Source organism: Ruegeria sp. BC2 (assembly GCF_056539245.1).
The window spans coordinates 235133-261358 of the sequence record NZ_JBQFUQ010000002.1; the positions used below are offsets into that span (position 1 = coordinate 235133).

Sequence of the window (26226 nt, forward strand, 5' to 3'; positions counted from 1 at the left end):
GACGCTTCCGGTTCAAGGGACCCGGGGCGAGCGGCGTTGAATGGCCGCTCGTCGAGAATTCTGCAAAAGGCCTGCCGACTGCCGGCCCTTCGCGTCAGTTCGTGGTCTCAAGCCCCTCGGGTTTGCCCACAACCACGAAATGCAGCCCGTCCGGGTCCAGCAGCTCGGCCGCAACGCGGTTCACCTCGTCCAGCGTCACTGCGTTCACCTTGTCGTTTCGGGTCGCGATGTAGTCGATCGGCAGTTCTTCCATCTGCATGCCCACCATGATGCCCGCGATCTGGGAATTGCCGTCAAAGCGCAACGGATAGGCGCCGGTCAGATAGGTCTTGGCGTCGTCCAGCTCTTTCTGGGTTACACCTTCGGTCGCCGCGCGCCGCCATTCGTCGCGAATTACCTCGATAGCCTGCCCGATCCGGTCATTGGCCGAGGATACCGACCCCAGATAGACCGAGGCCAGATCCTTGGGCACCAGATAGGTCCCGACGCCATAGGTCAGGCCGCGTTTTTCGCGCACTTCCTGCATCAGGCGGCTTTCAAAGCCGCCGCCGCCGAGGATGTGGTTCAGGATGTAGGCTGCAAAGAAATCCGGATCGTCGCGGTCGATACCCTTCTGGCCGAACAGCGCCACCGATTGCGGCGTGTCGAACTCGACCACCGTGACGCCACCGGGAATCGTCACCTCTGCATTCCCGGGAATCGGTTTGCCCGTTTCGGGAAGGTCCGACAACAGATTGTCCAGCAACGCACCCAACTCTTGGGGTGTGATGTCGCCCACTGCGCCCACATACAGACGGTCCTTGGCGAAGACGCCTTTGTATGCGTCGATGATATCGTCACGGGTCAGGGCCGATACGCTGTCGATCGAGCCTTTGCCGTTGGATCCATACGGATGATCGCCATAGGCCATTTTGGCGAATGCCTCACCCGCGATGTCATTGGGGTCGGTCTGTTCCGAGCGCAGCCCGGACAGGACCTGCGCCCGAACCCGGTCGATCGCGTCCTGATCAAAGCGTGGTTGCTGGATTGTGGTGCGCAGCAGGTCAACGGCGTCGTCCCGGTTTTCAGTCAGGAACTGGGCCGAGATCGCAACACTGTCATCGGTGGCCCTGTATCCGATCGACGCCGCCAGGGATTCCAGCGCCCGCGCATAGGTGCGAGAATCCATGTCGCCCGCGCCTTCTTCGAGAAGGCCGCTCATCAGATAGACCGCGCCGCGTTTGTCGGGATCGTCCAGTGACGTGCCCCCGCGGAACCGCAGTTCCAGCGCAGTGAACGGGATCGAGTGATCCTCGACCAGCCAGGCCCGGATGCCGCCGGGCGAGGTGACCTCCTGAATCTTGATCTCGGCCCAGGCAGGCAGAGCGATCAGCAGGGCGATCAAGGGGGCAAGGAAACGGATCATTGGGTCACCTCGTCATCACGCATCAGCCAGCCGGTGACAGACGCTTCGGGCTGAAGCACCTCGCGCGCGGCGGCGATGATTTCTTCGCCGGTGACGGCCTGCAAGATGTCGGGCCAGGCTTGCACGTCCTCGACCGTCAGGCCGCTGGTCAGCGCCCGACCATAGCGATTGCCGATTCCATCGACATTGTCTCGGGCATAGACCTGTGCGGCGCGCAGCTGCATCTTGATCCGGTCCAGATCCTCCGGGTTGACGCCTTCGGCGATGAAATCGGCCACCGCCTGATCCATCGCATCCTCGGCCTCTTGCAGTGACACGCCTTCAGCCGGAACAACGATCAGATCAAAGGTCGTGTCATCCAGCGACACCCCACGATAAAACGCCCCGGCATAAACAGCCAGCTGCTGTTCAAGCTGGAGTTTCTCGTTCAGGTAGGACGTGGTGCTGCCGCCCAGCAGTTCGGCCAGCAGGAACAACGCCGCAGCTTTCTCCTGCGCACCGGCATCACGCTCGGGCGCGAGGTAGCTGCGCTGAACATATGGTTGCGACACCCGCGCATCCTTGAAGGTCAGACGCCGCTCGGCGGTCTGCGGCGGTTCCTGTGATCGGACCCGTTCAGGCAGGTCCGGGTTGGCGGGGATCACGCCATAATAGGTGTCGGCCAAGGCTTTGACCTCAGCCGGATCCACATCGCCGGTCACCACGAGGATCGCATTGTTGGGCGCGTAATAGGTCTGGTAGAAGGACAGCGCGTCCTCCATGTCCAATGTCTCCATCTCGTGCTTCCAGCCGATCACCGGAACGCCGTAACGGTGGTTGAGATACTGCGCCGCGCTCATCTGTTCGCCGAACAGGGCGCGGGGGTTGTTCTCGGTACGCTGGTTGCGTTCCTCCAGGATCACGTCGCGCTCGGTGGCAATGTCGCTCTCGGTCAGCCGGATGTTGCGCATCCGGTCGGCCTCCATCTTCATCATCAACTCCAGCCGGTCGGCCGCGACACGCTGGAAATAGGCCGTGTAGTCATACGACGTGAAAGCGTTGTCGTTGCCTCCATTGGCAGCAACGGTGGCCGAAAGCTCACCCGCCTCCATCGTATCGGTGGCCTTGAACAGAAGATGTTCGAGGAAATGCGCCACACCTGACGACCCGATCGGCTCGTCCGCCGATCCGGCCCGATACCAGACCATATGCTGAACCACGGGCGCGCGGTGATCTTCGACCACGACGACATCCATGCCGTTGTCCAGAGTAAAGGTGGTGACGGCCTCGTGCCCGGTTTCGGCCAAAACCGGGGTTGCGGTCATCAAAGCGGCGCAAAACGCCAAGGCCCGAGCCATGGGGCATCCTCCGTTTCGTTACGGTGTTCAAACTACGGTGACGCCGAACGGGTTCAAGAGCGATGACGGAAAGTTAAGAATTATTCATCCGGCGGCGACGAGGGTGTTTCCACGCCCTGTCTGCGCAAAGCTTCGGTCTGCACCTGGGGATCGATGGAATTGCGCTTGTAGACCTGCGAATAGCGGTCCACCTTGAACAGGCGCAACCGCGTCCAACGGCTTTGACGCTTGCGGAAATCCGCATCTTCCTGCGCCAGAACCTGGCGGGTGTTGGGGGAAACGCCATAGCGGCTGGAAGCCGTCACCAGCGCCCCGTCAGACGACGGAATACCGGTGCCGGGGTTCAGCGCCCCGGGATTGCCACCTAAGGCAGCTACGGCATCGGCATTCGGGTTCGGGTCGGTCAGGTTCCCGCCACCCGGCGTCGGCGCGGGCAGGAACGCATAATCTTTGGGCTGGGTCAGTGGCTTGACCGGCATGACCGAAAACTCGTCAGGCCCGGGCCCTGGCGCTTCGAGATGGCGCAGGCCGATATCGGAACATCCTGCGACCGCAGCAGCAAGTGTCAGAGCAATAATGGCGCGCGGCATCCGCATCTTGGTCTCCAGCCTGTTTCAGGCGCTTTTATCGCATAACATCCGGCGCGTCACGAGGGCTTTTTGCCTTCGAACAGCACCAACCCGAGGGCACCCGCGAAAATGAACACGTCGGCGAGGTTGAAGACGAACGGGTTGTTGATGCCACAGCAGGACATGTTCAGGAAATCCAGAACGTATCCATACAGCACCCGGTCAACCACGTTCCCCAACGCTCCGCCGATCAGCAATCCGCCGAAAACCAGCATCCGCCTTGAAGCGGCCGTACGCCAGAGCCAGACGAAAACGCCGATGCTGATGGCCAGCGAAATAGCGATGAGAAACCAGCGCGCGGCTTCGGAATTGCCTTGGAACAGGCCGAAATTGATGCCGCGGTTCTCGCCGTACCGAAAGGTCAGCAGCGGCGGCAGTACGTCGATGCCGCCGGGCCAGTCGGCCACGCGCAACACGTGGACCACCAGGTACTTGCTGAGCTGGTCGATCACAAATGCGGCCAGCCCGGCCCAGAGCAGAACCCGGGCCCGCATCAGTGACGGAAATGCCGCATGCCGGTGAACACCATGGCCAGACCGGCTTCGTCGGCGGCGGCGATCACCTCGTCATCGCGCATCGACCCGCCCGGCTGGATCACGCAGGTCGCGCCTGCGGCGGCGGCCTCCATCAGCCCGTCGGGGAAGGGGAAGAACGCGTCCGACGCCACGGCCGAGCCGATGGTCAGCGGTTCGGGCAGGCCCAGGGTTTCGGCCATGCGCTCGGCCTTCTTGGCGGCGATCAGGGCGGAATCCACCCGGCTCATCTGACCGGCGCCGACGCCCACCGTGGCCTCGTTCTTGACGTAGACGATGGCGTTCGACTTGACGTGCTTGGCCACTTTCCAGGCAAACAGCAGATCGCGCATCTGCTCAGGCGTGGGGGCCAGCTTGGTTACGACCTTGAGGTCATCCATCTCGATATGCCCGTTGTCTTTGTCCTGCACCAGCAGCCCGCCGGCCACCTGGCGCACGGTCTTGCCGCCGGCGCGCACGTCGGGCAGCGCTTCGGTGGTCAGCAGGCGCAGGTTCTTTTTGGCGGCAAAGATCGCCTTGGCCTCGTCGGTGGCGCCGGGGGCGATCACGACCTCGGTGAAGATGCCGGTGATTTCGCGCGCGGTTTCGGCGTCCAGCGGCCGGTTCAGCGCCACGATCCCGCCAAAAGCCGAGGTCCGGTCGCAGTCGAATGCGGCTTTGTATGCCTCGAGCAACGTGGCGCCCGTCGCAACGCCGCAAGGATTGGCATGTTTGATGATGGCACATGCGGCGCTGTCGCGCGGGTCGAACTCGGCCACCAGTTCAAAGGCGGCGTCGGTGTCGTTGATGTTGTTGTAGCTCAGCTCCTTGCCCTGATGCTGCACGGCGGTGGCGACGCCGGGGCGGCCCGAGCCATCGACATAGAACGCCGCCTGCTGGTGGCTGTTCTCGCCATAGCGCAGGGGCTGTTTCAGCTCGCCGGCGAACACGCGGCGCTTGGGGGTGTCGATTTGCAGTGCATCTGCCAGCCAGCTGGACACGGCCGCGTCATAGGCTCCGGCGCGGGCATAGGCCTTCTGCGCCAGCCACTGGCGGAAGCCCAGCGACGTCTTGCCGTAATTTTCCTCGAGCTGATCCAGCAGGGCCGAGTAGTCTTCGACATCCACCACCACGTTGACGAAGGTGTGGTTCTTGGCCGCGGCGCGGATCATCGCGGGACCGCCGATGTCGATGTTTTCGATGCATTCGTCATAGCCCGCGCCCTTGGCCACCGTTTCCTCGAACGGGTAGAGGTTGACCACCAGCAGGTCGATCGGGCCGATGCCATGCTCCTGCATCGCCGCCACATGGGCGTCATTGTCGCGCAGCGCCAGCAGGCCACCATGCACCATCGGGTGCAGCGTCTTGACCCGGCCATCCATCATCTCGGGGAACCCCGTGACCTCGCTGACATCCTTGACCGCAAGCCCCGCATCACGCAGCGCCTTGGCGGTGCCGCCGGTCGACAGCAGCTCGACCCCGCGGTCGGCCAGGGCCTTGCCCAGATCGATCAATCCGGTCTTGTCGGAAACGGAAAGCAACGCGCGGCGCACGGGGTGAAGGTCGGTCATGGGTCCAAAGATCCTTTTGGCTCAGTCGAAATCGGGCTCGTCCCGGTGCACGTCGCGCACGGCATAGGCTGTATCCTGCGCCTTGCTCAGCGTCCACCGGATGCGCGTCGCATACTCGATTGCGCGGCCGGATAGAACGATCTGTTTTGTCGCGCGGGGCTTCAGGCGGCCTTTTTCCAGGTAAACGCTTGGCTCAAGCGACAATTTTCCGGCGCCGTCATGGCGAAAAACCCAGATCTCGCCGCTTTTGAGCGCCATCGACACCGCGGATCCCCCCAGATCCAGCGCGGCGTCCACGTCCGGATGAAGGTGAAACAGGATGTCAAAACCGATCCCTGACAGCTTGGATGCGTCAACCGCCCGGTCGAACTGGCGTTTTGCCTTGTCGGTGGCCGTCAGAAGGATGTCTTCACCGGTTACCTCGCGCCCGTCAAAGCGCAGCTCGATCGTACGGGCATGGGTGAGTCCGAACACCTTGGCGTACCCATCATGGCCCGCCATCACGCGCGCGTCTTCGAACGAACCCTCGAACTCCACCGGCACCTCGCTCGGGGCGTCCACCATTGCTTCGTTCGCGGTTCCCTTGGCCGGAGCGGCCAACCGGGCGCTGGAGTATCCATCCAGGCAAAGGGTCGAGTGCGAAGGCGTGGCCCGCCCGGCCCGGCGCCACTCCAACCCGAAGCTTTCGCCCGAACCGCAGTTGACGATCAATGGCCGACGACCCGAGGTCAGCTCGAAAGCCAGCGTCGAGGCGTGCGCCATGTACGAGGCCGCCCCTTTGGCCGGGGGTGCTGCGTCGATGATCACCGTGGTGCGGGCGGCGGCCAGACGGGCATAGCCCATGGTCAGACCTTTGACGGGTTTGGGCTTGACCCCGCTTTGGGCCAGCGCCTGTTCCAACCGGCCTTCTATACCGCGGCCACCGCCGTGAAACCGGGCCAACCCGCCGTCTGCATGACGCAGGCTGCGCAGGGTCGGGGCAATCCGTTTGATTGCTGCCGTCTGAGCGGCAGGCGTACCGCGCCCCACTTCGCTGAGCGCGGCGGATGTCCAGGCCAGTAGGGTAAAGACCTCGAGCAGTTCCTCCGGATTCCGCGTGGGAATGCCCCCCTGCACGTCGATCTGGGCCTCGCATTCCCGCGCCAAAGCCCGAACGGCCGGGTCCGAGATATCTTCCATCGCCTCCAGCGCCAAACCGGCCTGAACCAGGCCGGCCAGCGCCTCGAACCGCGGCAGCCCCGGTGTCGCCGCGTGCCAGCGTTTGGACAGGAACCAGGTCTGCTGTGACAGAGACCGGAAAAACAGGCGGCTGTGGGCCTCGTCCATACCGCGCAGCAGGAACAGCGCGTGGTTGATCCAGCGGATCAGGCGGCGTCCGGTCAGGTCCGGGGCCCAACCCGGACCCTGCCCCTTGCCGTGGGTCTCGATCCAGCCCCAGACCCAGCGTTGCGCCTTTTCCCGTGCCGCGGCATCACCCACTGCGGCCAGATCGTCCAGCCAGGCAAATCCATGCCGTTCATCGTCGAATGCGGCGTTGGGGGCCGCGACCTCCCACAAGCCCGTGTCCGGGGCTTCGACCAGGTAACCCGCAAACAAGAGATTTCCCGCCACCAGTTGCCGCCCGCGCGCAAATGAACCGACGGTGCGCGGCTCGGGCTGACCGACAAAGCCGCTGACGGGTTTCCGGCGCTGGCTGAGGCGCGCGTAGAGACGGTTCTGAAACCGCACCCATCGGTTGGCCATGGTGTCCGAATTCGACATGACGTGTGTTGCTCTGCCCCTGCCGCTCTGCTGGCGTTTGAACCAACGATAGCCGGGCCGGTTCGTCAAGTCATCGAAAAGCGACCGATCAGGCCGATTTGTTCAGGCAGGCGATGTAGAACCCATCCATGCCGCCCAGATCGGGCCAAAAATCGGGACGCAGGCGCAGCCCGCCTTCCTCGGTCAGCCAGTCGGGCTGAACGCCGGGCACCTGCAACGCGGCGCGGTCCACCTGCATGTCGGGATGGAGCGGCAGAGCCTCTTCGATCTGCACTTCGCCTTCGTCGGGCAGCAGCGAGCAGGTGCAATAGACCAGACGCCCGCCGGGTTTCAGCAGGGTCCAGGCATGGGCCAGCATCCGCGCCTGCAACTCGATCAACCCGCCGAACTCGGAACCGTCTTTGGCAAAGGGCAGATCCGGGTGACGCCGGATGGTGCCGGTCGCCGAACAGGGCGCGTCCAGCAGGATCGCATCGTACTGGCCCTGATGGTCCAGCGCGTCGCCGGCGACCACCCGGGCCGACAGCCCGGTCCGTTCGAGGTTTTCCCGCACCCGCGCCAGCCGGGCGTCGGAAATGTCCAGCGCGGTGACCTCGCCCCCCGCCGCCGCCAGTTGCAGCGTCTTGCCGCCGGGCGCGGCGCACATGTCCAGAACCCGCTCGCCGGGCCGGGGCGCCAGAATCCGCGCCGGCAGGGCGGCGGCGGCATCCTGCACCCACCAGTCTCCGGCCGCATAGCCCGGCAGGGCCGAGACCTGACCTGCGTCAGCAACCCGCACCGAGCCGGTGGGCAGTTCGGTGCCCATCGGGATCGTTGCGCCGGGTTTTGGCGTCAGGTCCAGCGGTGCGCCGGCGAAATGGGCCTGCTCCATGCCCTTGAGCGCCTCCGCACCCCAGGCCGCGATCAGCGGTTCGCGCAGCCAGTCCGGCAGGCGCGGCACCCGCATCTTGGGCCAGGCCTCGGGACCTTCGGCGGCGATCTTGCGCAGAACCGCGTTGACCAGCCCCTTGAGCCGCCCGTGCTTGCGCGAGCGGCCGATGATCTCGACCATCGCGTTCACGACGCCATGCGCAGCCTCGCCCTGGCACAGTTCGACCGTTCCCAGACGCAGCGCGTTTTGGACGGTCAGCGCCGGTGTGCGCCGCAGATGTCCCTCCAGCAGGCGGTCTGCGCGCTCAAGCCCGCGCAGGGTCTCCAGCGTCAGCCGCTGCGCCCGCGCGCGGTCTTCGGGGGCCAGGCGATCCAGCGCCCCGGCCGCGAGGCATTCGGACAGCAAGCGCCCCTCGCCCAGGATCTGATCCAGCAGATAGATGGCGCTGCGCCGCGCCGCAGTCGGGGTGTTGGTCATGAAACCGCCTTTGCAAGGTTTTCGCCCGCATTGCCATCAGCGGACGAGGGCGTATATCAAGGCCATGCACGGAAAGGAACCCGATGTCATGAGCGACGACCGCACAGACCTGCCGCCCGCCGCCCGGCGCGCCCTGGCCGAGGCCGAAGAGCGCCGGCGCAAGGCTGAAGCCGAGGCCAAACCCCTGCCCAAGGAGCTGGGCGGGCGCGACGGACCCGATCCCGCGCGCTATGGCGATTGGGAGAAGAAGGGCATCGCGATCGATTTCTGACCGCTCAGACCGCCCCTCGCAGGGCCTGCAGGAAATCGCCGATCAGGGCCTGCTGCTTTTTCGACTGCGCCCGGTCCCGCGGCCAGGTCAGCCAGTATCCGTCGCGGGTTTTCAAATCGGGACGCCCCAGCCGGATCAGACGGCCCGAGGCCAGATCTGCCGAGGCCAAGGCGACCGACCCCAAAGCGACCCCCAGCCCCTGCCGCGCCGCGCCCAAGGCATGTTCCATCGAATCAAAGCTCAGACCGGCGCGTGGCAGATCCGTGTCGCCCGTCTTCTGCACCCAGTCCTGCCAGCCGGGCCGTTCGCCGCGCAGCTCGATCACCGGCGCGCCCCAGCTGACGCCCGGCGCCGCCATCGGGGTCAGAACCTCGGGCGCGATCAGCTCGGCGGCGCGCCCCGGCCAGCTGCCGCGCCCATAGCGGATCTGAAGCCAGGTCCGCTCGTCCTCCAGCGAGGACCGCCGAGCCACCGAATCCGTGGTGACCTGCACCTCGGGCCGGAGGGCGCGAAAGGCCCCCAGGCTGGGCAGCACCAGTGCCTGGATATGCGAAGACAGCCCGGCCACCCGCAGCGCGCGTGGGGCGGTGCCGAACAGATCCTCGGTGTTGCGTTCCAACGCGCGCAGACTGTCCTGCACCAGCGGCAGATAGCTTTCGCCCTCGACCGTCAGCGACACGCCGCGCGCCTCGCGCACGAACAGGGACCGGCCCAGCCAGGATTCCAGATTGGCGATGCGCTGGCTGACCGCCGCCTGGGTCAGGCCGAACTCGCGTGCCGCAGCCGAGAATCCGCCCAGCCGCCCGGCCGCCTCGAACACGCGCAGCCAGTCCAGAGGGGGCAGGCCGACCTTTTTCTTGCTCATTAGATTTTCCAACCCTCAGTGGAAACAAGCCTTAATTGTCGTAATGCCATATCCCGCGTATCTCCTCAATCAAAGCCCGCGCTGAACAGGAGAGCCCCATGCTGCGCCACGCCACCCATGACCCGGCGGTCGTTTCGGTTGAATTCGAAGACGGCACCCGCGCCCGTTTCCACGCCATCTGGCTGCGCGACAATGCGCTGGACCCGCAGACGCGCGACCCCGGCAACGGCCAGCGCCTGATCACGATCGGCGACATTCCGGCGAGGATCGCGATACAGGCGGCCGAGGTGGCGGGCGGTGACCTTCAGGTAACCTTCGCCCCCGAAGACAAGACCTTCACCTTCCCTGCAAACTGGCTGGCCGCGCATGTCTATGATCGGGACCAGACCCGCCCGATGGGCTGGCTGTCGCCCGGCATCACCACCTGGGACGGCGGGTTCGCAGCCCCAGCCGGCGACTGGACGCAGGTGCATGAAAACCCCGCCGCCAAGCGCGACTGGCTGGCGGCGGTCGCCGAATACGGCTTTGCCAAGCTGACCGGCGGCCCGACCGCGCCCGGTTCGCTGCTGAAGGTCGCCGATCTGTTCGGCTATGTGCGCGAGACCAATTATGGCCCCTATTTCGAGGTGCGGACCGAGGTGAACCCGACCAATCTGGCCTATACCGGCCTTGGCCTGCAGGCGCATACCGACAACCCCTATCGCGATCCGGTGCCCACGCTGCAGATCCTCTATTGCCTGGAAAACAGCGCCGAGGGCGGGGAATCGATCGTGGTCGACGGCTTTCGCGCGGCCCAGCGCCTGCGCGACGAAAACCCCGAGGGCTTTGCCCTGCTGGCCGGCTATCCCGCGCGGTTCGAATACCGCGGTTCGGACGGGGTCTGCCTGCGCGCGCGCCGCCCGATGATCGAGCTGTCGCCCGATGGCGAATTGATCGGCATCCGCTTCAACAACCGGTCCTCGGCCCCGTTCGTGGATGTGCCCTTCGACCGGATGGAGGCCTATTACGCCGCCTACCGTCGTTTGGGCGAGATTATCGACGACCCGGCCATGGGCGTTGCGTTCAAGCTGGAGCCGGGCGAGAGCTTCATCGTCGACAACACCCGCGTCCTGCACGCGCGTCTGGGCTATTCGGGTGCCGGGTCGCGCTGGCTGCAGGGATGCTATGCCGACAAGGACGGGCTGCTGTCGACTCTGGCCGCGATGCGGATGGCACAACCGGAGGCGGCGGAATGAGACCCGATTTCCAGACCCTGACCCGCGACAACATCGTTGCCTTCATCGCCGATATCTTCGACCGGCGCGGGGGCGAGGAATACTTGGGCGAGCCGGTGACAATGGCCCAGCACATGCTGCAGGGCGCCACCATCGCCGAGCAGAACGGCATGCCCGAAGAGATCATCGTGGGTGCCCTGCTGCACGATATCGGGCATTTCACCTCGGAATTCGGCACCTACCACCCCGACGACACCGAGGACCGCCACCACGAGGATGCCGGCGCCGAGGTGCTGGAGCGGTTCTTTCCCTCGGTCATCACCGATTGCTGCCGCTATCACGTCGCGGCCAAGCGGTACCTGTGTGCAACCAGGCCCGAGTATTTCAACCGCCTGTCGGCGGCCTCGGTCCATACGCTGGACCTGCAGGGCGGCCCGATGAGCGTCGAGGAAGTCGCCGCATTCGAGGCCAACCCGAACCTGAAGGAAATCATCCAGGTCCGGTATCTGGACGAGGCCGGCAAACGGCCCGACATGGACACCCCCGGCTTCGACCATTTCGCACCGATGGTTCAGCGCATGGTCGACCGGCATCTGGGCGAGGGTTAAAGCCCCAGCACATCCACCATGTCATATTGGCCGGGGGCCTTGCCCTGCCCCCACAGCGCCGCCTTCAGCGCGCCTCGGGCAAAGATCGCCCGGTCGGTCGCCACGTGGCGCAGCACGATCCGTTCGCCCGGCGCCGCAAACAGCACGTCGTGTTCGCCAACGATGTCGCCACCGCGGATGGCGTGGAAGCCGATATGACCCCGCTGCCGGGCGCCGGTGATCCCGTCGCGGCCCCGGTCGGCGACATCGGCCAGTTGCACGCCCCGCCCCTCGGCCGCGGCCTCGCCCAGCATCAGCGCCGTGCCCGAGGGCGCATCGACCTTGTGATGGTGATGCGCCTCGATCACCTCGATGTCGAAATCCTCGTCCAGCGCGGCGGCGACCTTCTTGGTCAGCTGCACCAGCAGGTTCACGCCCAGGCTCATATTTCCGGCCCGCACGATCACCGCATGGCGCGCTGCGGGTTCCAGCGCGGCGATCTGTTCGTTGCTCATGCCAGTGGTGCCGATCACATGCACGCAGCGCGCCTGCGCCGCCAGCGCGGCGAACTCCAGCGTCGCCTCGGGCGCGGTGAAGTCGATCACCGCCTGGGCCTGGGCAAAAGCCTCGAGCGGATCGTCGGTGACGGTCACGCCCAGCGGCTGGCCGCCCATCGCGGTGCCTACGTCCTCGCCGATCCAGTCATGGCCCGTGCGCTCGACCGCACCGACCAGCCGCGCCTGTTCGCTGTCGGTGATGGTCTTGATCAGCATCTGCCCCATCCGGCCCGAAGCCCCGGTCACGACGATTCCCGGAATATGCGTCATTGCGCTGGTCCTTCTTCTGAAATTCGGCTCAAAGCCTCCTACCCGGTTCGGGGCCGCTTGGCAAAGCCCCGCTTTGCGCTTAGATCGGGGACATGGCTAAGAACAAATTCCACGACGGCCCCGGCCCCTCGCAACGGCAGCTTCGCGTCGGCGAACTGATCCGCCGCACCCTGTCCGAGGTGCTGGCGCGCGGCGACGTGCACGACCCCGACCTGAACCGCCTGTCGATCACCGTGGGCGAAGTGCGCACCTCGCCCGATCTCAAGATCGCCACGGCCTATGTGCTGCCGCTGGGCGGCAAGGGGCAGGAGACCGTGATTGAGCTGCTGGCCCGCAACAAGGGCGAGCTGCGCCGCATGGTCGGCAAGAAGGTCGGCCTGAAATTCGCCCCCGACCTGCGCTTTCGGCTGGACGACACGTTCGACCGCATGGACGACACGCGCCGGATGTTCGAACAGGACGCCGTGCGCCGGGATCTGGACGAGTGATCCGCAGGACCGCCGCTGTGATCGCATTGCTCTGGGCCGGACAGGCCGGTGCGGTGACCTGCGAGCGCGTGGCACACGAAGACCGGCGCTATACCGTGTGCGAGGTCAACGCCACCACCGTGGACCTGCGCCTGTTCCTGTATGACGAAGCGGGCCAAGTCCTGGGACACTTCTCGTCGGTGAACGAGGAACTGGCCGATGCGGGCCAACGCCTGAGCTTTGCGATGAATGCCGGCATGTATCACGAGGACCGCTCGCCCGTGGGCCACTATGTCGAAGACGGGCAGGAACTCATGCGCGTGATTCCCAACTCCGGACCCGGCAATTTCGGCCTGCTGCCCAACGGGGTGTTCTGCATCCGCGAAGGCCGTGCCGACGTGTTCGAGACGCTGGACTATCTAGATCGCAAGCCCGAGTGCCGCTTTGCCACCCAATCCGGCCCGATGCTGGTGATCGACGGAGAATTGCATCCGCGGTTTCTCGAGGATTCGACCTCGCGCTATATCCGCAACGGGGTGGGCACCAGCGCCGATGGCAGCCGTGCGGTATTCGTGATTTCCGAAGATTACGTCACCTTCCACGAGTTCGGCCGCCTGTTCCGCGACGTTCTGAACACGCCCAACGCGCTATTTTTCGACGGCAACATCTCGCGCATGTATGATCGGGCGGCGAACCGATCGGACGTGGGATTCTCGCTGGGGCCGATCGTCGGCGTGGTCGAGGATATCCCGGCAAATTGACAGCGCCGGACCGATCCGCTAGGTCGCGCGCCTTAGCAGACGGCAAGGTGCATCATGGGACGCAAACGCAAGGGTCGTGACATTTCCGGTTGGCTGGTGGTCGACAAGCCAGCAGGCATGACCTCGACCGCCGTGGTCAACAAGGTCCGCTGGGCGCTGGACGCCAAAAAGGCGGGCCATGCCGGCACGCTCGACCCCGAAGCCACCGGCGTTCTGGCCGTCGCTTTGGGCGAGGCCACCAAGACCGTTCCCTACATCACCGATGCGCTCAAGGCCTATACCTTTACCGTGCGTCTGGGCCAGGCCACCAATACCGACGATGCCGAGGGCCGAGTGTTCGCGGAAAGCGACCTGCGCCCCACCGATGACGAGATCAAGCAGGCCCTGCTGCCCTTCGTGGGCGAGATCATGCAAGTGCCGCCCAAGTTCTCGGCGGTCAAGATCGACGGCCAGCGCGCCTACAAGATGGCCCGCGACGGCGAGGATGTCGAACTGGCCGCCCGGCCCCTGTGGGTCGAGGAACTGGTGCTGGTCGACCGGCCCGACCCCGACCATGTCGTGCTGGAAATGACCTGCGGCAAGGGTGGCTATGTCCGCTCGATCGCCCGCGATCTGGGTGAGGTGCTGGGTTGCCATGGCCACGTCAAGGAGCTGCGCCGGATCTGGTCCGGCCCATTCGAGGCGGAGGACGGCCTGAGCATCGAGCAGATCGACGAGATGGCGAAAACCCCGGCGCTGGATGACTACCTGCGCCCGCTGGAAGAAGGGCTGGCCGACCTGCCCGAGCTGAAATGCACCCCCGAAGGCGCCACCCGCCTGCGCAACGGCAACCCCGGCATGGTTCTGGCCAGCGACGTGGAATACGGCGACGAGGCCTGGGCCTCGTTCGACGGCAAGGCCGTGGCGGTGGGGGTCTACAAATCCGGTGAACTGCACCCCAGCCGGGTGTTCGCCGGTTAGGTCCCGTGCTAAGCGAAGGCGCATGATCACCCGGTCCCACACCAAGGGCGACGCGCCCTCGACAGCCGTCTATTCCGACTGCGAACGCTATCGCTACAGCCTGACCCGCATCTGGGATCCGGCCGGGCGCCGGGCGCTGTTCGTGATGCTGAACCCTTCGACCGCGACCGAGGTGCAGAATGACCCGACCGTCGAGCGTTGCGAGCGGCGCGCGCGGGCCTTGGGGTTCGGGGCGTTCCAGGTGACCAACATCTTTGCCTGGCGCGACACCGACCCGCGCAAGATGCGCGCGGCGGCCGACCCGGTGGGGCCCGAGAACGACGCTGCCATTCTGGCCGGCGTGGACTGGGCCGATCAGGTGATCGCCGCCTGGGGCACCCATGGCGCGCATCTGGATCGCGGCCCGGCGGTCGAGCGCCTGCTGCGCGGCACCGGCCAGCCGCTGTTCCACCTGGGGCTCAGCAAGGCAGGCCACCCCAAGCATCCGCTCTACATCGCGTATACCCAGCAACCCGAACCGTGGAACCGGTGACAAAGGGTTAACCACAGACTCAGGTTGGCTTTGACCAACCCTCTGGCGACATGGGATATTTCACACTCGGGGCGGCACGCTTTCGGAGGGTTCCCATGTTTCTGCTCGGATTGTTCGGCCTGGCCGCAATGGGCGGCGCAGCATACGCGATCAGCGACGTATTCTCGGGGGATGAGGACGAGGACAACGACGATGTCATCGAAGAAGATGCCGTCGAAGACATTCCCGAAGGAAACCTGCTTGAGATTGACGATTCTTTCGAAGACCCGGCCGAGGCCGAGGATGCGTCCACCGGAACCATACTTTCGGACGTAGACGGAAACCTGGTCATCGCCGGCGGACCGGGCGTGGACAATCTGAGCGGGGTCGAGGGCAACGATCAGATCAACGGCTATGACGGCGACGACATTATCGATGGTGGCGCCGGAAATGATACGTTGTTCGGCGCTGACGGGGATGACACGCTAAACGGAAACACTGGCAATGATGTTCTGCACGGTGGCAACGGTCACGATGACCTCTCGGGGAATGCCGGTGACGACATCTTGTACGGTCATGCCGGCGACGACCAGTTGGTTGGTGGCGAAGGCGATGACGATCTGTACGGCGGTCAGGGCAACGATGACCTTGCCGGGGGTGAGGGCGAAGACGCGCTGCAAGGCGGCGACGGCGAAGACATGCTCGCCGGCGGCGCGGGGGCAGACACGCTGTTCGGCGGTGATGGCGACGACACTCTGACCGGACGCGACGATGGCAACACGCCCGCCGGCGATTTTCTGAACGGCGGCGCGGGGGACGACACGATCCTGGCAGGTGCCGGAGATGTCGTCACCGGCGGTCAGGGAGCGGACCAGATCGCCATCGATGGAACGGGCACCGGGAAGGAAGTCAGCGTCGTGGATTTCACCCCCGGAGAAGACAAGCTGCTGATCGAATGGACCGGCCCTGACGCGCCCGAAATCGGGATCGAACAAGACGCGGACAACGCCGATCTGACGCGCGTTCTGGTCAACGGGCGTGAGGTGGTCTATCTGTTCGGCGCCCAAGGTCTTGGGCCCGAGGATATTCAACTGACTCCGGGTCTGGACCCGACCCTGACCAGCCCCAAGGGCTGAGATACGCAGAATCCCTTTGCCATTTATTCCAATTGCGCCTATACGCGCCCATCCGCATCGGAATCGGTGCGGTTTTCTCCATGGGCCTGCGCTGGACGACATCCCGGCCTGCGCCATCAACTCTAACCTTCGAAGGAGACCCCGATGTCGATCACTGCTGAAGAAAAAGCACGCGTTATGAAAGAATTCGCAACCAAGGACGGCGACACCGGTTCGCCGGAAGTCCAGGTTGCTATCCTGACCTCGCGCATCAACACCCTGACCGAGCACTTCAAGACCCACAAGAAAGACAATCACGGCCGCCGTGGTCTTCTGAAGATGGTCGCCCAGCGCCGCAAGCTGCTGGACTACCTGAAGGGCAAGGAAGAAGCGCGCTACCAGGACCTGATCAAAAAGCTGGGCATCCGCCGCTAAGCGCGGACTACACCGCTTTCAAGTTCGAGACGCCCGCCATTTGGCGGGCGTTTTTTTTCAGAGGCGCGCGGCGTTCAGTCCAGCGTGTTCTTGTAGACCAAACCGTCTTTCATGATCAGGTCGAAGTACTCGCCCGGATTCCCAACCAACTCAAGGTTTTCAAGCGGATTGCCGTCGACGAGGATCAGGTCGGCATAGGCACCCTCTTTGATGACCCCCAGCGGGCCGTCTTGATACGGGTGCCGGGGGCCGCTCAGTTCCAGCAACCGGGCGTTTTCAGAAGTGGCGATTTTCAACACTTCATACGGGGTGAACCATTCGCCCAATCGCACCAGATAAAGGCTTTGTTGATACGCCTTAGAGGCGTCCAGAAGCTGGTCGGTCCCAAAGGCCAGGTTCACCCCCACCTCTTTGGCCATCGGGTACAGGTTCGCAACGGCATCTGTGACCTGCTTGTATTTTGCCGCGCTGACCGGGCTGTCCCAGACCATGTCCTCTTCTTTCATGGTCTGGGGGCTTAGCCATGCCCCTTTTTCTTTCATGAGCTCGAGCGTTTCACGAGACGCGAAGAAACCATGCTCGATGCTCATGACGCCGGCTTCGACTGAGGTGCGAATCCCGCGGTCCGTCATTACATGGGCCAGTACGTAAGTATTGAAGTTCGCAGCTTCTTCGACGACCGCTTCGATCTCATCAACAGAGTATTCGCTCACATCCAGCGGATCATACTGTGAGGATACGCCACCGCCCGTGGTTATTTTGACTTGGGAGGCACCGTACTTGAGAATCTCGCGGGTCCTTTTGCGAACCTCGGGGACCCCATCGGCCACCATCGCCATCATGTTCTTTTCCCAATAACTCAACTCGGAAGTCGAGTTTCTTGGGTTTTCCAACAAACTGTGGAAATCGGCATGACCCGATGTTTGGCTCATGAACGGCCCCGAAGGCAGAATGCGGTGCCCGGGGTATTCGCCGGAATCGATCAGTCTCTTGATTGCAAATGGATTGCCGCCGGGATCGCGCACTGTTGTGAAGCCGCGCATCAGGGTTTCCTTTGCCCCTGTCATCGAACGAATGGCCACTTCCGACATATCGCCTTGATTGAAGATCAAGACGGTTGCTGGGGTATACGCATATGTCGTGTGCCAGTGTACATCGATCAGACCCGGGATCAGGGTGCGTCCACCGCCGTCGATCACCGTTGCTCCTTCGGCCGAGATCGGGTCTGCCGACACAGCTGCAATCAGGTTGCCCTCGATCAGAACATTCGCGTTCTCGATACGCCCGTCGTTGACGCCATCAAATACATGCACATTGGTGATCAGGGTCTGAGCCGGGTCTTGCTGCGCGGAAACCGAGGTGGCGGCAAGCAGCGCCACCAAAAGATGAATACGCATGAAGTATCTCCTGTCAAACATCGCCATCTTAGCAAATAATCCGATTTGTACATGCGGAATTTTACTCAAAAACATGCATCCTGAACGTATCCTCGAAACAACCCAAAGGCGTACAGAATGATAGCTCTGATCCTCAATGCCTACCGTCTGCTCAAGGCGATCGTCCGATCGTGGGATGATCCGCATTTTCGAGGCGGTTTGCTGCTATGTATGCTTATTCTTCTGTCCGGCACGTTGTTCTACAGCAGCGTCGAGGGCTGGCATTGGGTGGACGCGCTGTATTTCAGCGCAACCACATTATCGACGGTCGGGTTCGGCGATCTGTCCCCGGCGACCAAGATCGGCAAGGTCTTCACCGTGATCTACATTTTCGTCGGGGTCGGCGTGTTCATCGCAATGTTCATTCAATTTGCGAAGGCTTTGTTGCGAGATCCTGAATAGAGACTTCCGACCCGGGTCAAATCCTTGGAACTATGACTGGGCCCGGTTTAACCGAAAGAACGCCCGCCATTTGGCGGGCGTTCATTGGTCGATGAAGTCGGCTCAGATCTTGGCGCGTTCAGACTTCAGCGCCAGCCACAGGCAGTAGCACATGATCAGCACCACAAGCGTGAACGGGATGCCGGTTGACACCGCCGCCCCTTGCAGCGCGGCAAGCCCGCCACCCAGCAGGAGCGCGATCGCGACCAGACCTTCCAGCGTGCACCAGAACACACGCTGCACCACCGGGGCGTCCATCTTGCCGCCGGCGGTGATCGTGTCGATCACCAGCGACCCCGAGTCCGACGAGGTGACAAAGAAGACCACGATCAAAATCAGCGCGATCGGAGCCACGATGCCGTAGAGCGGAAGCTCTTTCAGGAAGCCGAACAGCGCGCCTTCGGGGGCATAGCTGTCGATCACCGTGGCCTTGACGCCCTCGGCGCCGCCGACGTTCAGCATGTCGATGGCCGCGCCACCAAAGGTGGACATCCACAGCGCACAGACCGCCGTAGGCGCCAGCAGCGCACAGATCACGAATTCACGCACCGTGCGCCCCTTGGAGATGCGGGCGATGAACATGCCCACGAAAGGCGACCACGCGATCCACCAGGCCCAGTAGAAGGTTGTCCAACCGTGGAAGAAGCTGGTGTCTTCCCGCCCGAACGGGTTCGACAAAGCCGGCAGCAGCCTGACGTAATCGGTCATCACGCTGAAATAGCGCGAGATCGCCGTGCCGATCCCGGTCACTGCGATCACGAACAGGAACAGGCCCACGGCCATGATCATGTTGATCTCGCTGAGCCGCTTCACGCCCGCGTCCATGCCCATCAGCACCGAGCCCAGCGCGATCATCGTGATACCGATGATCAGCAAGACGACGACGGTTGGGCTGGGTTCGATGCCGAACACCTCGTAGAGACCGGCGGCAACCTGTTGCGCGCCCAGCCCCAGCGATGTGGTCAGGCCGAACAGGGTGGCAAACACCGCCAGCGTGTCGATCGCATGGCCCCACCAGCCCCAGACACGCTCGCCCAGCAACGGGTAGAAGGCCGAGCGCAGGGTCAATGGCAGGCCGAGATTGTAGCTGAAGATCGCGAGGCTCAGGCCCACGGCGGCGTAGACCGCCCAGCCCTCCAGCCCCCAGTGGTGGATGGTACCGACAACACCAATGTACTCATTGCCCGGCACCGCGATGTCGATGCCCAAAGGACGGGCGCCGCCATCCTCGGCGAAATTGTAGTAGACCGGCTCTAACACGCCGAAAAACAGCAATCCGATGCCGATCCCGGCCGCGAACATCATCGCAATCCAGCCGGCGTAGGAGTAATCGGGCTTGGCGTCTTTGCCGCCGATGCGCACCTTGCCCACCGGCAGAACGATCAAGGCCAGGCAGAACAGCGTGATTGCATCCACGGACAGGACGAGGAACCAGTCGAAGGTGCTGGTCAGCCACGGCCGCAGCCAACCGAAGAACGTTGCTGCGGCCTCTTGATTGGCGAGAGCGATCAGCACGAAGGCAAAGATCAGGATGCTTGAGATAAGAAAAACCGGGTTGTGAATATCCAGCCCGAATGGGCGAACATTGTCCTGCCCCAGCTCGTATTCCGTTTCGAAATCATAGATCCGCGGATCCGGATCCAGCATTTTCTTGGTCTGAGACATGTGGCCGTCCCTTTCGTTCGCGCGAATTGCAAACGCCAAGGTATTCGGCCGTCGGACGACAGTGAGTAGTCTTACCCCCTTGGCGCCTTTTCGTCGTCTGGACCGCGGGTTCCGTGGTAAGAGGCTACACTGCAATCACTTTTTCACAAAATGCATTCGCCTACAGGAATATGTCTGCGCATGGCCAGCGATGGCCTGACCGAGGCCGAGAGGACGGGGTCGCATTAGTTTCGCGGCTTTCCTACCACCGTCGCAGCCCGGAGTTTCTCTCCAGCCTCTGCCGCGCCGATTTCCGATCTGCATATCCTCGATGACGAGCGATGGTCCTGTTTGCGAGCGGGTGCACGCCAGATGCTATGCGGGCTTACGCATCGGAACGTTCGCGGTGTCGGCTGACGCAAAGGCGAACCACGGCAGATGCAGGACCGTGTGCCTTCTGCGGCCTTATCCCTTTCAATCCGACGCAATCTCATGTATGCGCGCGGTATCTGAGACGTTGTGCCCTGACCCCGGCACTCGAATGGAAGATAAATTGGGGTCGGCGGCAATGGGGCCGCCACGCAAAACGGGAGACCCGCAGGGGCGGGAGTGCTCCCATCTAGGATACGCATATGTTTGATGTAACGAAGAAATCGATGCAGTGGGGCGAGGAAACGCTCACACTGGAAACCGGCAAGGTCGCCCGTCAGGCTGACGGCAGCGTGATTGCCACGCTGGGCGAGACCAGCGTCATGGCCAACGTGACCTTTGCCCGGGAACAGAAGCCCGGTCAGGACTTTTTCCCGCTGACCGTGCACTATCAGGAAAAATACTATGCCGCCGGTAAGGTGCCGGGTGGCTTCTTCAAGCGCGAGGCCCGTCCGACCGAGAAAGAGACGCTGACCGCGCGCCTGATCGACCGTCCGATCCGTCCGCTGTTCGTTGACGGGTTCAAGAACGAAGTTCTGGTGATGTGCACCGTACTGAGCCACGATCTGGTCAACGACCCCGACATCGTGGCGATGATCGCCGCATCGGCGGCCCTGACCATCTCGGGCGCGCCCTTCCGCGGCCCGATCGCCGGTGCCCGCGTTGGTTTCGTGGATGGCGAGTACGTCCTGAACCCGACCGTGGACGACATGCAGGACCTGCGCCTGAACCCTGAACAGCGTCTGGATCTGGTTGTGGCCGGCACCAAAGACGCCGTGATGATGGTGGAGTCGGAAGCCTACGAGCTGACCGAAGCCGAGATGCTGGGCGCCGTGACCTTCGCGCACGAACAGATCCAGCCGGTGATCGACCTGATCATCTCGCTGGCCGAAGACGCCGCGAAAGAGCCCTTTGCCTTCGAAGCCCCCGACTACTCGGAGCTGTACGCTGCCGTGAAAGCTGCCGGTGAAGAGCAGATGCGTGCCGCATTCGCAATCACCGACAAGCAAGAGCGCACCGCAGCCGTCGCTGCCGCGCGCGAGGCCATCAAGGCCGCTCTGACCGAAGAGCAGCTTGAGGACTCGAACCTGGGTTCGGCGATGAAAAAGCTCGAAGCCAGCATCCTGCGCGGCGACGTGGTGAAGGGCGGCAAGCGGATCGACGGTCGTTCGACCACCGACGTGCGCCCGATCGTGGCCGAAACCGGCCTGCTGCCGCGGACCCATGGTTCGGCCCTGTTCACCCGTGGTGAAACCCAGGCGCTGGCCGTGACGACGCTGGGCACTGGTGACGACGAGCAGTTCATCGACGCGCTGCACGGCAACTTCAAATCGAACTTCCTGCTGCACTACAACTTCCCGCCCTACTCGGTCGGCGAAGTGGGCCGCGTTGGTTCGCCCGGTCGCCGCGAAATCGGCCACGGCAAACTGGCATGGCGCGCCCTGCAGGCGGTTCTGCCGGCTCCGACCGATTTCCCCTACACCATCCGCGTGGTGTCCGAGATCACCGAGTCGAACGGCTCGTCCTCGATGGCATCGGTCTGCGGCGGTTCGCTGTCGATGATGGATGCGGGCGTTCCGCTCAAGGCTCCGGTGGCCGGTGTGGCCATGGGTCTGATCCTGGAAGACGACGGCGACTATGCCGTTCTGACCGACATCCTGGGTGACGAAGACCACCTGGGCGACATGGACTTCAAGGTTGCGGGTACCGAAAACGGCATCACCTCGCTGCAGATGGACATCAAGGTCGCGGGCATCACGCCCGAGATCATGGAGAAAGCCCTGGCTCAGGCCAAGGACGGCCGTCTGCACATCCTGAACGAGATGAGCAAGGCGCTGAGCGAGACTGCCGAGTTTTCGATCCACGCACCGCGCATCGAGACCATGCAGATCCCGACCGACAAGATCCGCGAAGTGATCGGCTCGGGCGGCAAGGTGATCCGCGAGATCGTGGAAACCAGCGGCGCCAAGGTCGACATCAACGATGACGGCATCATCAAGATCGCATCGCCCGATGGTGAGTCGATCAAGAAAGCCTACGAGATGATCCACTCGATCGTGGCTGAGCCGGAAGAAGGTCAGATCTATACCGGCAAGGTCGTGAAGATCGTCGATTTCGGCGCCTTCGTGAACTTCTTCGGCAAGCGTGACGGTCTGGTCCACGTGTCTCAGATCGAAAACCGTCGCCTGAACCACCCTTCGGACGTTCTGAAGGAAGGCCAGGAAGTGAAGGTCAAACTTCTGGGCTTCGACGATCGCGGCAAGGTCCGCCTGTCGATGAAATGCGTCGATCAGGAAACCGGCGAAGAGATCGTGCCCGAGAAGAAAGAAAAGAAAGAGGAAGGCGCGGAATAATCCGCCCTGCCCCTTGCTTGATCCAAGACCCCGGTTCCGGCCGGGGTCTTTTTTGTTTTACGGAGGCCTTTCCCGGGCGGCGCCCCTGTTCTATGCACGACACCATGCGATCCTTCGTCATCCATATGTCCTCCAGCACCGCGCGCCGACCCAATGCCGAGCAGCTCTGCGCCGACCTGCCCAATGCCGAACTGATCGAAGCGGTCAACGGGCGCGATCCGGCACAGATTGCTGGGGTCACGCTGCACCCGGGCAACCTGCATCGCCCACGCTACCCGTTCACCTTGCGCCCGGCCGAGATCGGCGTGTTCGAAAGCCACCGCCGGATCTGGCGCAAGATGGTCGACGAGGGGATCGACCTGGCAATCACCGCCGAGGATGATCTGCGCGTCGATCCTGACCGGATGTCGGCGGCGCTGGATCTGCTACGCCCAATCGCGACCCCTGACCATTATATCCGCATCCCGGTCAAGCAGCGCGAAACCGCAGCCCAGACCCTCGCTGAGCATGACGGCCTTCGTCTGATCCTGCCCAAGGTCATCGGACTGCAATGCGTCTGCCAGGTGGTGGGCCGGAAGGCGGCGGAACGTCTGCTGGCGGCCACCGACCGCATTGACCGCCCGGTGGACACCTTTCTGCAGATGCACTGGATCACGGGCCAGTCCGTCCACGCGCTGTTGGGCAGCGGCAACCAGGAAGTGGCCGGTGAAATCGGCGGCTCGACGATCCAGACGAAACCGCCGTTGACCGATAAGCTGACCCGCGAGTTCAAGCGCGCCGCCTATCGCGCGCAACTGCACCTGCATCCGCAGCGCCCCGCCTAGTCGGGCACCGCATCGCCCAGTTCCTCGACCAAGAAATCCATCGCCCGGCGCACCCGCAGCGGCAGATGACGCCGTTCAGGATAGACGATCCAACTCGCGCGGCTTGGATCTTCGTACCCCTGCAGTATCGGCTCCAGCTCAGGGGGGCGCTTCGCGCCCAGAAAAATCTCGGGCGCGTACATGACCCCCAGACCCTGCCGCGCGGCTGAAAGGATGGCGTGCGGGTTGTTTGCCTGCCACCGGCCATGCACCCGAACCTCGATCGGATCGCCCGAGCCGGGGTCGCGGAACACCCACCGGTCATTGTTGGTGACCAGGCACTGATGATGCCGCAGGTCGGCCGGATGGGTCGGCCTTCCGTGCCGGTCGAGATAGCCGCGCGCGGCCACGCAGACCATCCGTCGGGTTGCCAGACGTCGCGCGATCAGCCCGCTTTCGGTCAGCGTGCCATAGCGGATGGCAAAGTCGAAGCCTTCCTCGGTCAGGTTCAGAAGGCGCGAATTGAAGTCGATGGTGACCGAGAGCTTTGGGTGCAGGCTTGCGAACCGCGCCAAAGCGGGCGCCACGAACTGTTCAGCAAACGGCCCGGCGGCCGAAACGCGAATGCGCCCTGCGATCTGGGCCCGATCCCCTGCCGCCGACTGGTTCGCTTCTTCCAGACCCGCCACAAGCCCGGCCACCCGCGCGTGATAGTCGCGTCCGGCGTCGGTCAGGCGCACCACGCGGGTCGAACGCGCCAAAAGCTTGACGCCCAAACGATCCTCAAGCCGGGCGACCTGACGCGAGACATGACTGGCCGAAACCCCAAGCCGCCGGGCCGCAGCAGTGAAGCCCCCCGCCTCGACCACCATCAGGAATTCTTCCAGCCCGTCCCACAGCGCCATCTCGCAGCCTCATTATTGCCTGTCAGCAATAATACTTTGCCAAATCCGGCACTAATCAACAAGCGGCAACAGCCATATATCCCGTCACACAAGACACGGGCCGGGTGAACCGGCCGAACTAGGAGAAAACACATGGCTTCGACTGCAAAGAGAATTCTGGTCGTCCTGACATCGCATGACCAGCTGGGCGACACCGGAGAAAAGACCGGGTTCTGGCTCGAGGAGCTGGCCGCTCCGTATTACGTGTTCAAGGATGCCGGGGCCGAATTGACAATGGCCTCGCCCAAAGGTGGCCAGCCGCCGCTGGACCCCAAAAGCAGCGCACCCGACAGCCAGACCGACGACACCCGCCGGTTCGAGGCCGACCCCGAAGCGATGGCAGCATTGGCCAACACGGTCAAACTGTCCGAGGTGAACGCCCACGACTATGACGCAATCTTCTATCCCGGTGGGCACGGGCCGCTGTGGGACCTTGTGTCGGATGAGAAATCGATTGATCTGATCGAGACGTTCTGGTCAGCGGGGAAACCGGTCACCGCCGTGTGTCACGCCCCGATCGTTCTGGCGAACGCCAAGGCCGCGGACGGGTCGCCCTTGGTCAAGGGTCGTACCGTCACCGGCTTCACGAATGAAGAAGAAGACGCCGTCGGCCTGACCGAAATCGTGCCGCTGCTGGTGGAGGATACGATGAAAGACAGGGGTGCGCAGTTCAGCAAGGTGGAGCCGTTCCAACCGCATGCCGTGCAGGACGGCAAACTGATTACCGGGCAGAACCCGGCGTCGTCCGCTGCGGTTGCAAGGAAAGTGCTTGAGGCGCTTGAGGCCTGAGGACGTTCAATGCGGTACGGGGCGGGACATGATGTGCCCCGCCCCTTTTGATGTCAGCTCGGCGCCTTGGTCTTGCGCAGATAGGGGAAGATCGTCTCGAACTCGCCGAACTTCTCCTTGGCTTCGTCATTCGAAACCGACGGCGGGATGATCACGTCTTCGCCCGGCACCCAGTTGGCCGGAGTGGCCACGCCCTTGGCGCTCATCTGCAGGCCGTCCAGCGCGCGCAGAATTTCGGCGAAATTCCGGCCCACGGTCATCGGATAGGTCATCGACAGTTTCAGCTGCTTGTCCGGCCCGATGATGAAGACCGAGCGCACCGTGGCGCTGTCCGCCGGGGTTCGGCCGTCGGGCAGATATGCCTCGGCGGGCAGCATGTCGAAGGCCTTGGACACTGCCAGTCCGTCATCGGCGATGATCGGAAAACCAGGGTTGGCCTTGCCATAGGCCTCGATGTCTTTCTTCCACTTCTTATGGTCCTCGACCCCATCGACCGAAACACCGATCACCTTGGTGTTGCGCTTGGCCCATTCGTCGTTCAACTGCGCCACGGCCGAAAACTCGGTGGTGCAGACCGGAGTGAAATCCTTGGGGTGCGAGAAGAGGATCGCCCAGCTGTCGCCGATCCAGTCGTGGAACTGGATGGTGCCCTGGTCCGTTTCAGCGGTGAAATTGGGGACGGTATCGTTGATGCGCAAACCCATGATGCATCTCCTTTCCTGTGAAAACCCGAGTCGGTTGGTGCAAACCTAATCACTTTGCCCTCAGGTTAAACCATTGATGTGGCACAGGGGCAAAAAACGTGCGATC

Annotated in this window: 26 protein-coding genes; 13 read left to right on the forward strand and 13 right to left on the reverse strand. The window is 63.4% G+C overall.

Annotated elements, in window-relative coordinates:
* Positions 1-94: 94 nt before the first annotated feature.
* The 7 genes from ACR0CU_RS11465 to ACR0CU_RS11495 form a co-directional block, all read right to left on the reverse strand.
* The gene (locus tag ACR0CU_RS11465; RefSeq protein WP_170447533.1) at positions 95-1405 is read right to left on the reverse strand and encodes a M16 family metallopeptidase; all 1311 of its coding nucleotides are present in this window, start codon (positions 1403-1405) and stop codon (positions 95-97) included.
* Positions 1402-2742, reverse strand: a complete 1341-nt coding sequence (locus tag ACR0CU_RS11470; protein ID WP_170447531.1) for a M16 family metallopeptidase — start codon at positions 2740-2742, stop codon at positions 1402-1404. Before ACR0CU_RS11470 ends, ACR0CU_RS11465 begins: the two co-directional genes overlap by 4 nt.
* 80 nt (positions 2743-2822) lie before the next feature.
* Positions 2823-3338 carry a DUF3035 domain-containing protein gene (locus ACR0CU_RS11475; protein WP_170447529.1) on the reverse strand — a complete coding sequence of 172 codons (516 nt, stop codon included), beginning with the start codon at positions 3336-3338 and terminating at the stop codon, positions 2823-2825.
* Between the two features lie 50 nt (positions 3339-3388).
* Positions 3389-3865 carry a signal peptidase II gene (gene lspA / locus ACR0CU_RS11480; protein WP_170447527.1) on the reverse strand — a complete coding sequence of 159 codons (477 nt, stop codon included), beginning with the start codon at positions 3863-3865 and terminating at the stop codon, positions 3389-3391.
* Positions 3865-5454, reverse strand: a complete 1590-nt coding sequence (gene purH, locus ACR0CU_RS11485; protein ID WP_170447525.1) for a bifunctional phosphoribosylaminoimidazolecarboxamide formyltransferase/IMP cyclohydrolase — start codon at positions 5452-5454, stop codon at positions 3865-3867. Before purH ends, lspA begins: the two co-directional genes overlap by 1 nt.
* Positions 5455-5475: 21 nt before the next feature.
* A complete protein-coding gene (locus tag ACR0CU_RS11490; RefSeq protein WP_170447523.1) occupies positions 5476-7215 on the reverse strand; it encodes a heparinase II/III family protein in 1740 nt (579 codons plus the stop codon).
* An 88-nt stretch (positions 7216-7303) separates the two neighbouring features.
* Complete coding sequence (locus tag ACR0CU_RS11495) at positions 7304-8563, reverse strand: RsmB/NOP family class I SAM-dependent RNA methyltransferase (protein WP_170447521.1); 1260 nt, start codon at positions 8561-8563, stop codon at positions 7304-7306.
* Positions 8564-8651: 88 nt separating this feature from the next.
* On the opposite strand from ACR0CU_RS11495, the gene ACR0CU_RS11500 reads away from it, so the two are divergent.
* Positions 8652-8834, forward strand: coding sequence for a DUF1674 domain-containing protein (locus tag ACR0CU_RS11500; protein WP_040634455.1), 183 nt, complete (start codon positions 8652-8654; stop codon positions 8832-8834).
* Positions 8835-8838: 4 nt separating this feature from the next.
* Here the strand turns inward: ACR0CU_RS11500 and ACR0CU_RS11505 are convergent, their stop codons facing one another.
* A complete protein-coding gene (locus ACR0CU_RS11505) occupies positions 8839-9699 on the reverse strand; it encodes a LysR family transcriptional regulator (RefSeq protein WP_170447519.1) in 861 nt (286 codons plus the stop codon).
* A 98-nt stretch (positions 9700-9797) separates the two neighbouring features.
* Here ACR0CU_RS11505 and tmpA point away from each other — a divergent pair, with 98 nt between their 5' ends.
* Together tmpA and tmpB are read left to right on the forward strand one after the other, a co-directional pair.
* Positions 9798-10934 (forward strand): 2-trimethylaminoethylphosphonate dioxygenase, encoded by a 1137-nt coding sequence (gene tmpA, locus ACR0CU_RS11510; protein WP_170447517.1) that lies wholly within the window; start codon positions 9798-9800, stop codon positions 10932-10934.
* Positions 10931-11521: a (R)-1-hydroxy-2-trimethylaminoethylphosphonate oxygenase gene (tmpB, locus tag ACR0CU_RS11515; RefSeq protein WP_170447515.1), complete on the forward strand. Its 591-nt coding sequence runs from the start codon at positions 10931-10933 to the stop codon at positions 11519-11521. Before tmpA ends, tmpB begins: the two co-directional genes overlap by 4 nt.
* On the opposite strand, the gene dapB is transcribed toward tmpB, so the two are convergent.
* A complete protein-coding gene (dapB, locus tag ACR0CU_RS11520; RefSeq protein ID WP_170433833.1) occupies positions 11518-12327 on the reverse strand; it encodes a 4-hydroxy-tetrahydrodipicolinate reductase in 810 nt (269 codons plus the stop codon). The two genes, tmpB and dapB, sit on opposite strands and share 4 nt — an antisense overlap.
* 92 nt (positions 12328-12419) lie before the next feature.
* Between dapB and rbfA the strand changes: the two genes are divergently transcribed.
* The 6 genes from rbfA to rpsO all read left to right on the forward strand — a co-directional run bounded on the left by rbfA (position 12420) and on the right by rpsO (position 16576).
* Positions 12420-12815 carry a 30S ribosome-binding factor RbfA gene (gene rbfA / locus ACR0CU_RS11525; protein ID WP_170447513.1) on the forward strand — a complete coding sequence of 132 codons (396 nt, stop codon included), beginning with the start codon at positions 12420-12422 and terminating at the stop codon, positions 12813-12815.
* Entirely contained in the window at positions 12812-13555 is a 744-nt protein-coding gene (locus tag ACR0CU_RS11530; RefSeq protein WP_170447511.1) for a phosphodiester glycosidase family protein, read from the forward strand. The genes rbfA and ACR0CU_RS11530 overlap by 4 nt, the downstream gene beginning before the upstream one ends.
* Positions 13556-13609: 54 nt before the next feature.
* A complete protein-coding gene (truB, locus tag ACR0CU_RS11535) occupies positions 13610-14515 on the forward strand; it encodes a tRNA pseudouridine(55) synthase TruB (RefSeq protein WP_170447509.1) in 906 nt (301 codons plus the stop codon).
* A gap of 22 nt (positions 14516-14537) precedes the next feature.
* Positions 14538-15047, forward strand: coding sequence for a DUF1643 domain-containing protein (locus ACR0CU_RS11540; RefSeq protein WP_170341998.1), 510 nt, complete (start codon positions 14538-14540; stop codon positions 15045-15047).
* Between the two features lie 95 nt (positions 15048-15142).
* Complete coding sequence (locus ACR0CU_RS11545) at positions 15143-16162, forward strand: calcium-binding protein (RefSeq protein ID WP_480643069.1); 1020 nt, start codon at positions 15143-15145, stop codon at positions 16160-16162.
* 144 nt (positions 16163-16306) lie between these two features.
* Entirely contained in the window at positions 16307-16576 is a 270-nt protein-coding gene (rpsO, locus tag ACR0CU_RS11550) for a 30S ribosomal protein S15 (RefSeq protein ID WP_005980247.1), read from the forward strand.
* 74 nt (positions 16577-16650) lie between these two features.
* On the opposite strand, the gene ACR0CU_RS11555 is transcribed toward rpsO, so the two are convergent.
* Positions 16651-18000, reverse strand: a complete 1350-nt coding sequence (locus ACR0CU_RS11555) for a metal-dependent hydrolase family protein (protein ID WP_480643071.1) — start codon at positions 17998-18000, stop codon at positions 16651-16653.
* A gap of 90 nt (positions 18001-18090) precedes the next feature.
* On the opposite strand from ACR0CU_RS11555, the gene ACR0CU_RS11560 reads away from it, so the two are divergent.
* Complete coding sequence (locus tag ACR0CU_RS11560; protein WP_170364134.1) at positions 18091-18414, forward strand: potassium channel family protein; 324 nt, start codon at positions 18091-18093, stop codon at positions 18412-18414.
* A gap of 102 nt (positions 18415-18516) precedes the next feature.
* Here ACR0CU_RS11560 and ACR0CU_RS11565 read toward each other — a convergent pair whose 3' ends face one another.
* A complete protein-coding gene (locus tag ACR0CU_RS11565) occupies positions 18517-20118 on the reverse strand; it encodes a BCCT family transporter (RefSeq protein ID WP_170341096.1) in 1602 nt (533 codons plus the stop codon).
* Positions 20119-20729: 611 nt separating this feature from the next.
* Between ACR0CU_RS11565 and pnp the strand changes: the two genes are divergently transcribed.
* On the forward strand, positions 20730-22880 hold the full coding sequence (pnp, locus tag ACR0CU_RS11570) for a polyribonucleotide nucleotidyltransferase (protein WP_170341993.1): 2151 nt from the start codon (positions 20730-20732) through the stop codon (positions 22878-22880).
* Between the two features lie 92 nt (positions 22881-22972).
* Complete coding sequence (locus ACR0CU_RS11575; RefSeq protein ID WP_254437585.1) at positions 22973-23704, forward strand: glycosyltransferase family 25 protein; 732 nt, start codon at positions 22973-22975, stop codon at positions 23702-23704.
* On the opposite strand, the gene ACR0CU_RS11580 is transcribed toward ACR0CU_RS11575, so the two are convergent.
* A complete protein-coding gene (locus tag ACR0CU_RS11580) occupies positions 23701-24588 on the reverse strand; it encodes a LysR family transcriptional regulator (RefSeq protein WP_170433823.1) in 888 nt (295 codons plus the stop codon). The genes ACR0CU_RS11575 and ACR0CU_RS11580 overlap by 4 nt on opposite strands.
* A gap of 132 nt (positions 24589-24720) precedes the next feature.
* Between ACR0CU_RS11580 and ACR0CU_RS11585 the strand changes: the two genes are divergently transcribed.
* On the forward strand, positions 24721-25416 hold the full coding sequence (locus ACR0CU_RS11585; protein ID WP_480643075.1) for a type 1 glutamine amidotransferase domain-containing protein: 696 nt from the start codon (positions 24721-24723) through the stop codon (positions 25414-25416).
* 53 nt (positions 25417-25469) lie between these two features.
* Here the strand turns inward: ACR0CU_RS11585 and ACR0CU_RS11590 are convergent, their stop codons facing one another.
* On the reverse strand, positions 25470-26120 hold the full coding sequence (locus ACR0CU_RS11590; RefSeq protein ID WP_093964131.1) for a peroxiredoxin: 651 nt from the start codon (positions 26118-26120) through the stop codon (positions 25470-25472).
* Positions 26121-26226 lie beyond the last annotated feature (106 nt).

Bases quoted from the DNA above. Each gene is read 5' to 3' on its own strand.
- ACR0CU_RS11555 (WP_480643071.1), bottom strand. From the start codon at position 18,000: ATGGCGATGTTTGACAGGAGATACTTCATGCGTATTCATCTTTTGGTG.
- ACR0CU_RS11465 (WP_170447533.1), bottom strand. From the start codon at position 1,405: ATGATCCGTTTCCTTGCCCCCTTGATCGCCCTGCTGATCGCTCTGCCT.
- truB (WP_170447509.1), top strand. From the start codon at position 13,610: ATGGGACGCAAACGCAAGGGTCGTGACATTTCCGGTTGGCTGGTGGTC.
- ACR0CU_RS11470 (WP_170447531.1), bottom strand. From the start codon at position 2,742: ATGGCTCGGGCCTTGGCGTTTTGCGCCGCTTTGATGACCGCAACCCCG.
- ACR0CU_RS11475 (WP_170447529.1), bottom strand. From the start codon at position 3,338: ATGCGGATGCCGCGCGCCATTATTGCTCTGACACTTGCTGCTGCGGTC.
- ACR0CU_RS11575 (WP_254437585.1), top strand. From the start codon at position 22,973: ATGCACGACACCATGCGATCCTTCGTCATCCATATGTCCTCCAGCACC.
- ACR0CU_RS11505 (WP_170447519.1), bottom strand. From the start codon at position 9,699: ATGAGCAAGAAAAAGGTCGGCCTGCCCCCTCTGGACTGGCTGCGCGTG.
- purH (WP_170447525.1), bottom strand. From the start codon at position 5,454: ATGACCGACCTTCACCCCGTGCGCCGCGCGTTGCTTTCCGTTTCCGAC.
- dapB (WP_170433833.1), bottom strand. From the start codon at position 12,327: ATGACGCATATTCCGGGAATCGTCGTGACCGGGGCTTCGGGCCGGATG.
- ACR0CU_RS11490 (WP_170447523.1), bottom strand. From the start codon at position 7,215: ATGTCGAATTCGGACACCATGGCCAACCGATGGGTGCGGTTTCAGAAC.
- rbfA (WP_170447513.1), top strand. From the start codon at position 12,420: ATGGCTAAGAACAAATTCCACGACGGCCCCGGCCCCTCGCAACGGCAG.
- ACR0CU_RS11585 (WP_480643075.1), top strand. From the start codon at position 24,721: ATGGCTTCGACTGCAAAGAGAATTCTGGTCGTCCTGACATCGCATGAC.
- pnp (WP_170341993.1), top strand. From the start codon at position 20,730: ATGTTTGATGTAACGAAGAAATCGATGCAGTGGGGCGAGGAAACGCTC.
- ACR0CU_RS11565 (WP_170341096.1), bottom strand. From the start codon at position 20,118: ATGTCTCAGACCAAGAAAATGCTGGATCCGGATCCGCGGATCTATGAT.
- ACR0CU_RS11560 (WP_170364134.1), top strand. From the start codon at position 18,091: ATGATAGCTCTGATCCTCAATGCCTACCGTCTGCTCAAGGCGATCGTC.
- tmpA (WP_170447517.1), top strand. From the start codon at position 9,798: ATGCTGCGCCACGCCACCCATGACCCGGCGGTCGTTTCGGTTGAATTC.
- rpsO (WP_005980247.1), top strand. From the start codon at position 16,307: ATGTCGATCACTGCTGAAGAAAAAGCACGCGTTATGAAAGAATTCGCA.
- ACR0CU_RS11545 (WP_480643069.1), top strand. From the start codon at position 15,143: ATGTTTCTGCTCGGATTGTTCGGCCTGGCCGCAATGGGCGGCGCAGCA.
- ACR0CU_RS11590 (WP_093964131.1), bottom strand. From the start codon at position 26,120: ATGGGTTTGCGCATCAACGATACCGTCCCCAATTTCACCGCTGAAACG.
- ACR0CU_RS11495 (WP_170447521.1), bottom strand. From the start codon at position 8,563: ATGACCAACACCCCGACTGCGGCGCGGCGCAGCGCCATCTATCTGCTG.
- tmpB (WP_170447515.1), top strand. From the start codon at position 10,931: ATGAGACCCGATTTCCAGACCCTGACCCGCGACAACATCGTTGCCTTC.
- ACR0CU_RS11580 (WP_170433823.1), bottom strand. From the start codon at position 24,588: ATGGCGCTGTGGGACGGGCTGGAAGAATTCCTGATGGTGGTCGAGGCG.
- ACR0CU_RS11540 (WP_170341998.1), top strand. From the start codon at position 14,538: ATGATCACCCGGTCCCACACCAAGGGCGACGCGCCCTCGACAGCCGTC.
- lspA (WP_170447527.1), bottom strand. From the start codon at position 3,865: ATGCGGGCCCGGGTTCTGCTCTGGGCCGGGCTGGCCGCATTTGTGATC.
- ACR0CU_RS11500 (WP_040634455.1), top strand. From the start codon at position 8,652: ATGAGCGACGACCGCACAGACCTGCCGCCCGCCGCCCGGCGCGCCCTG.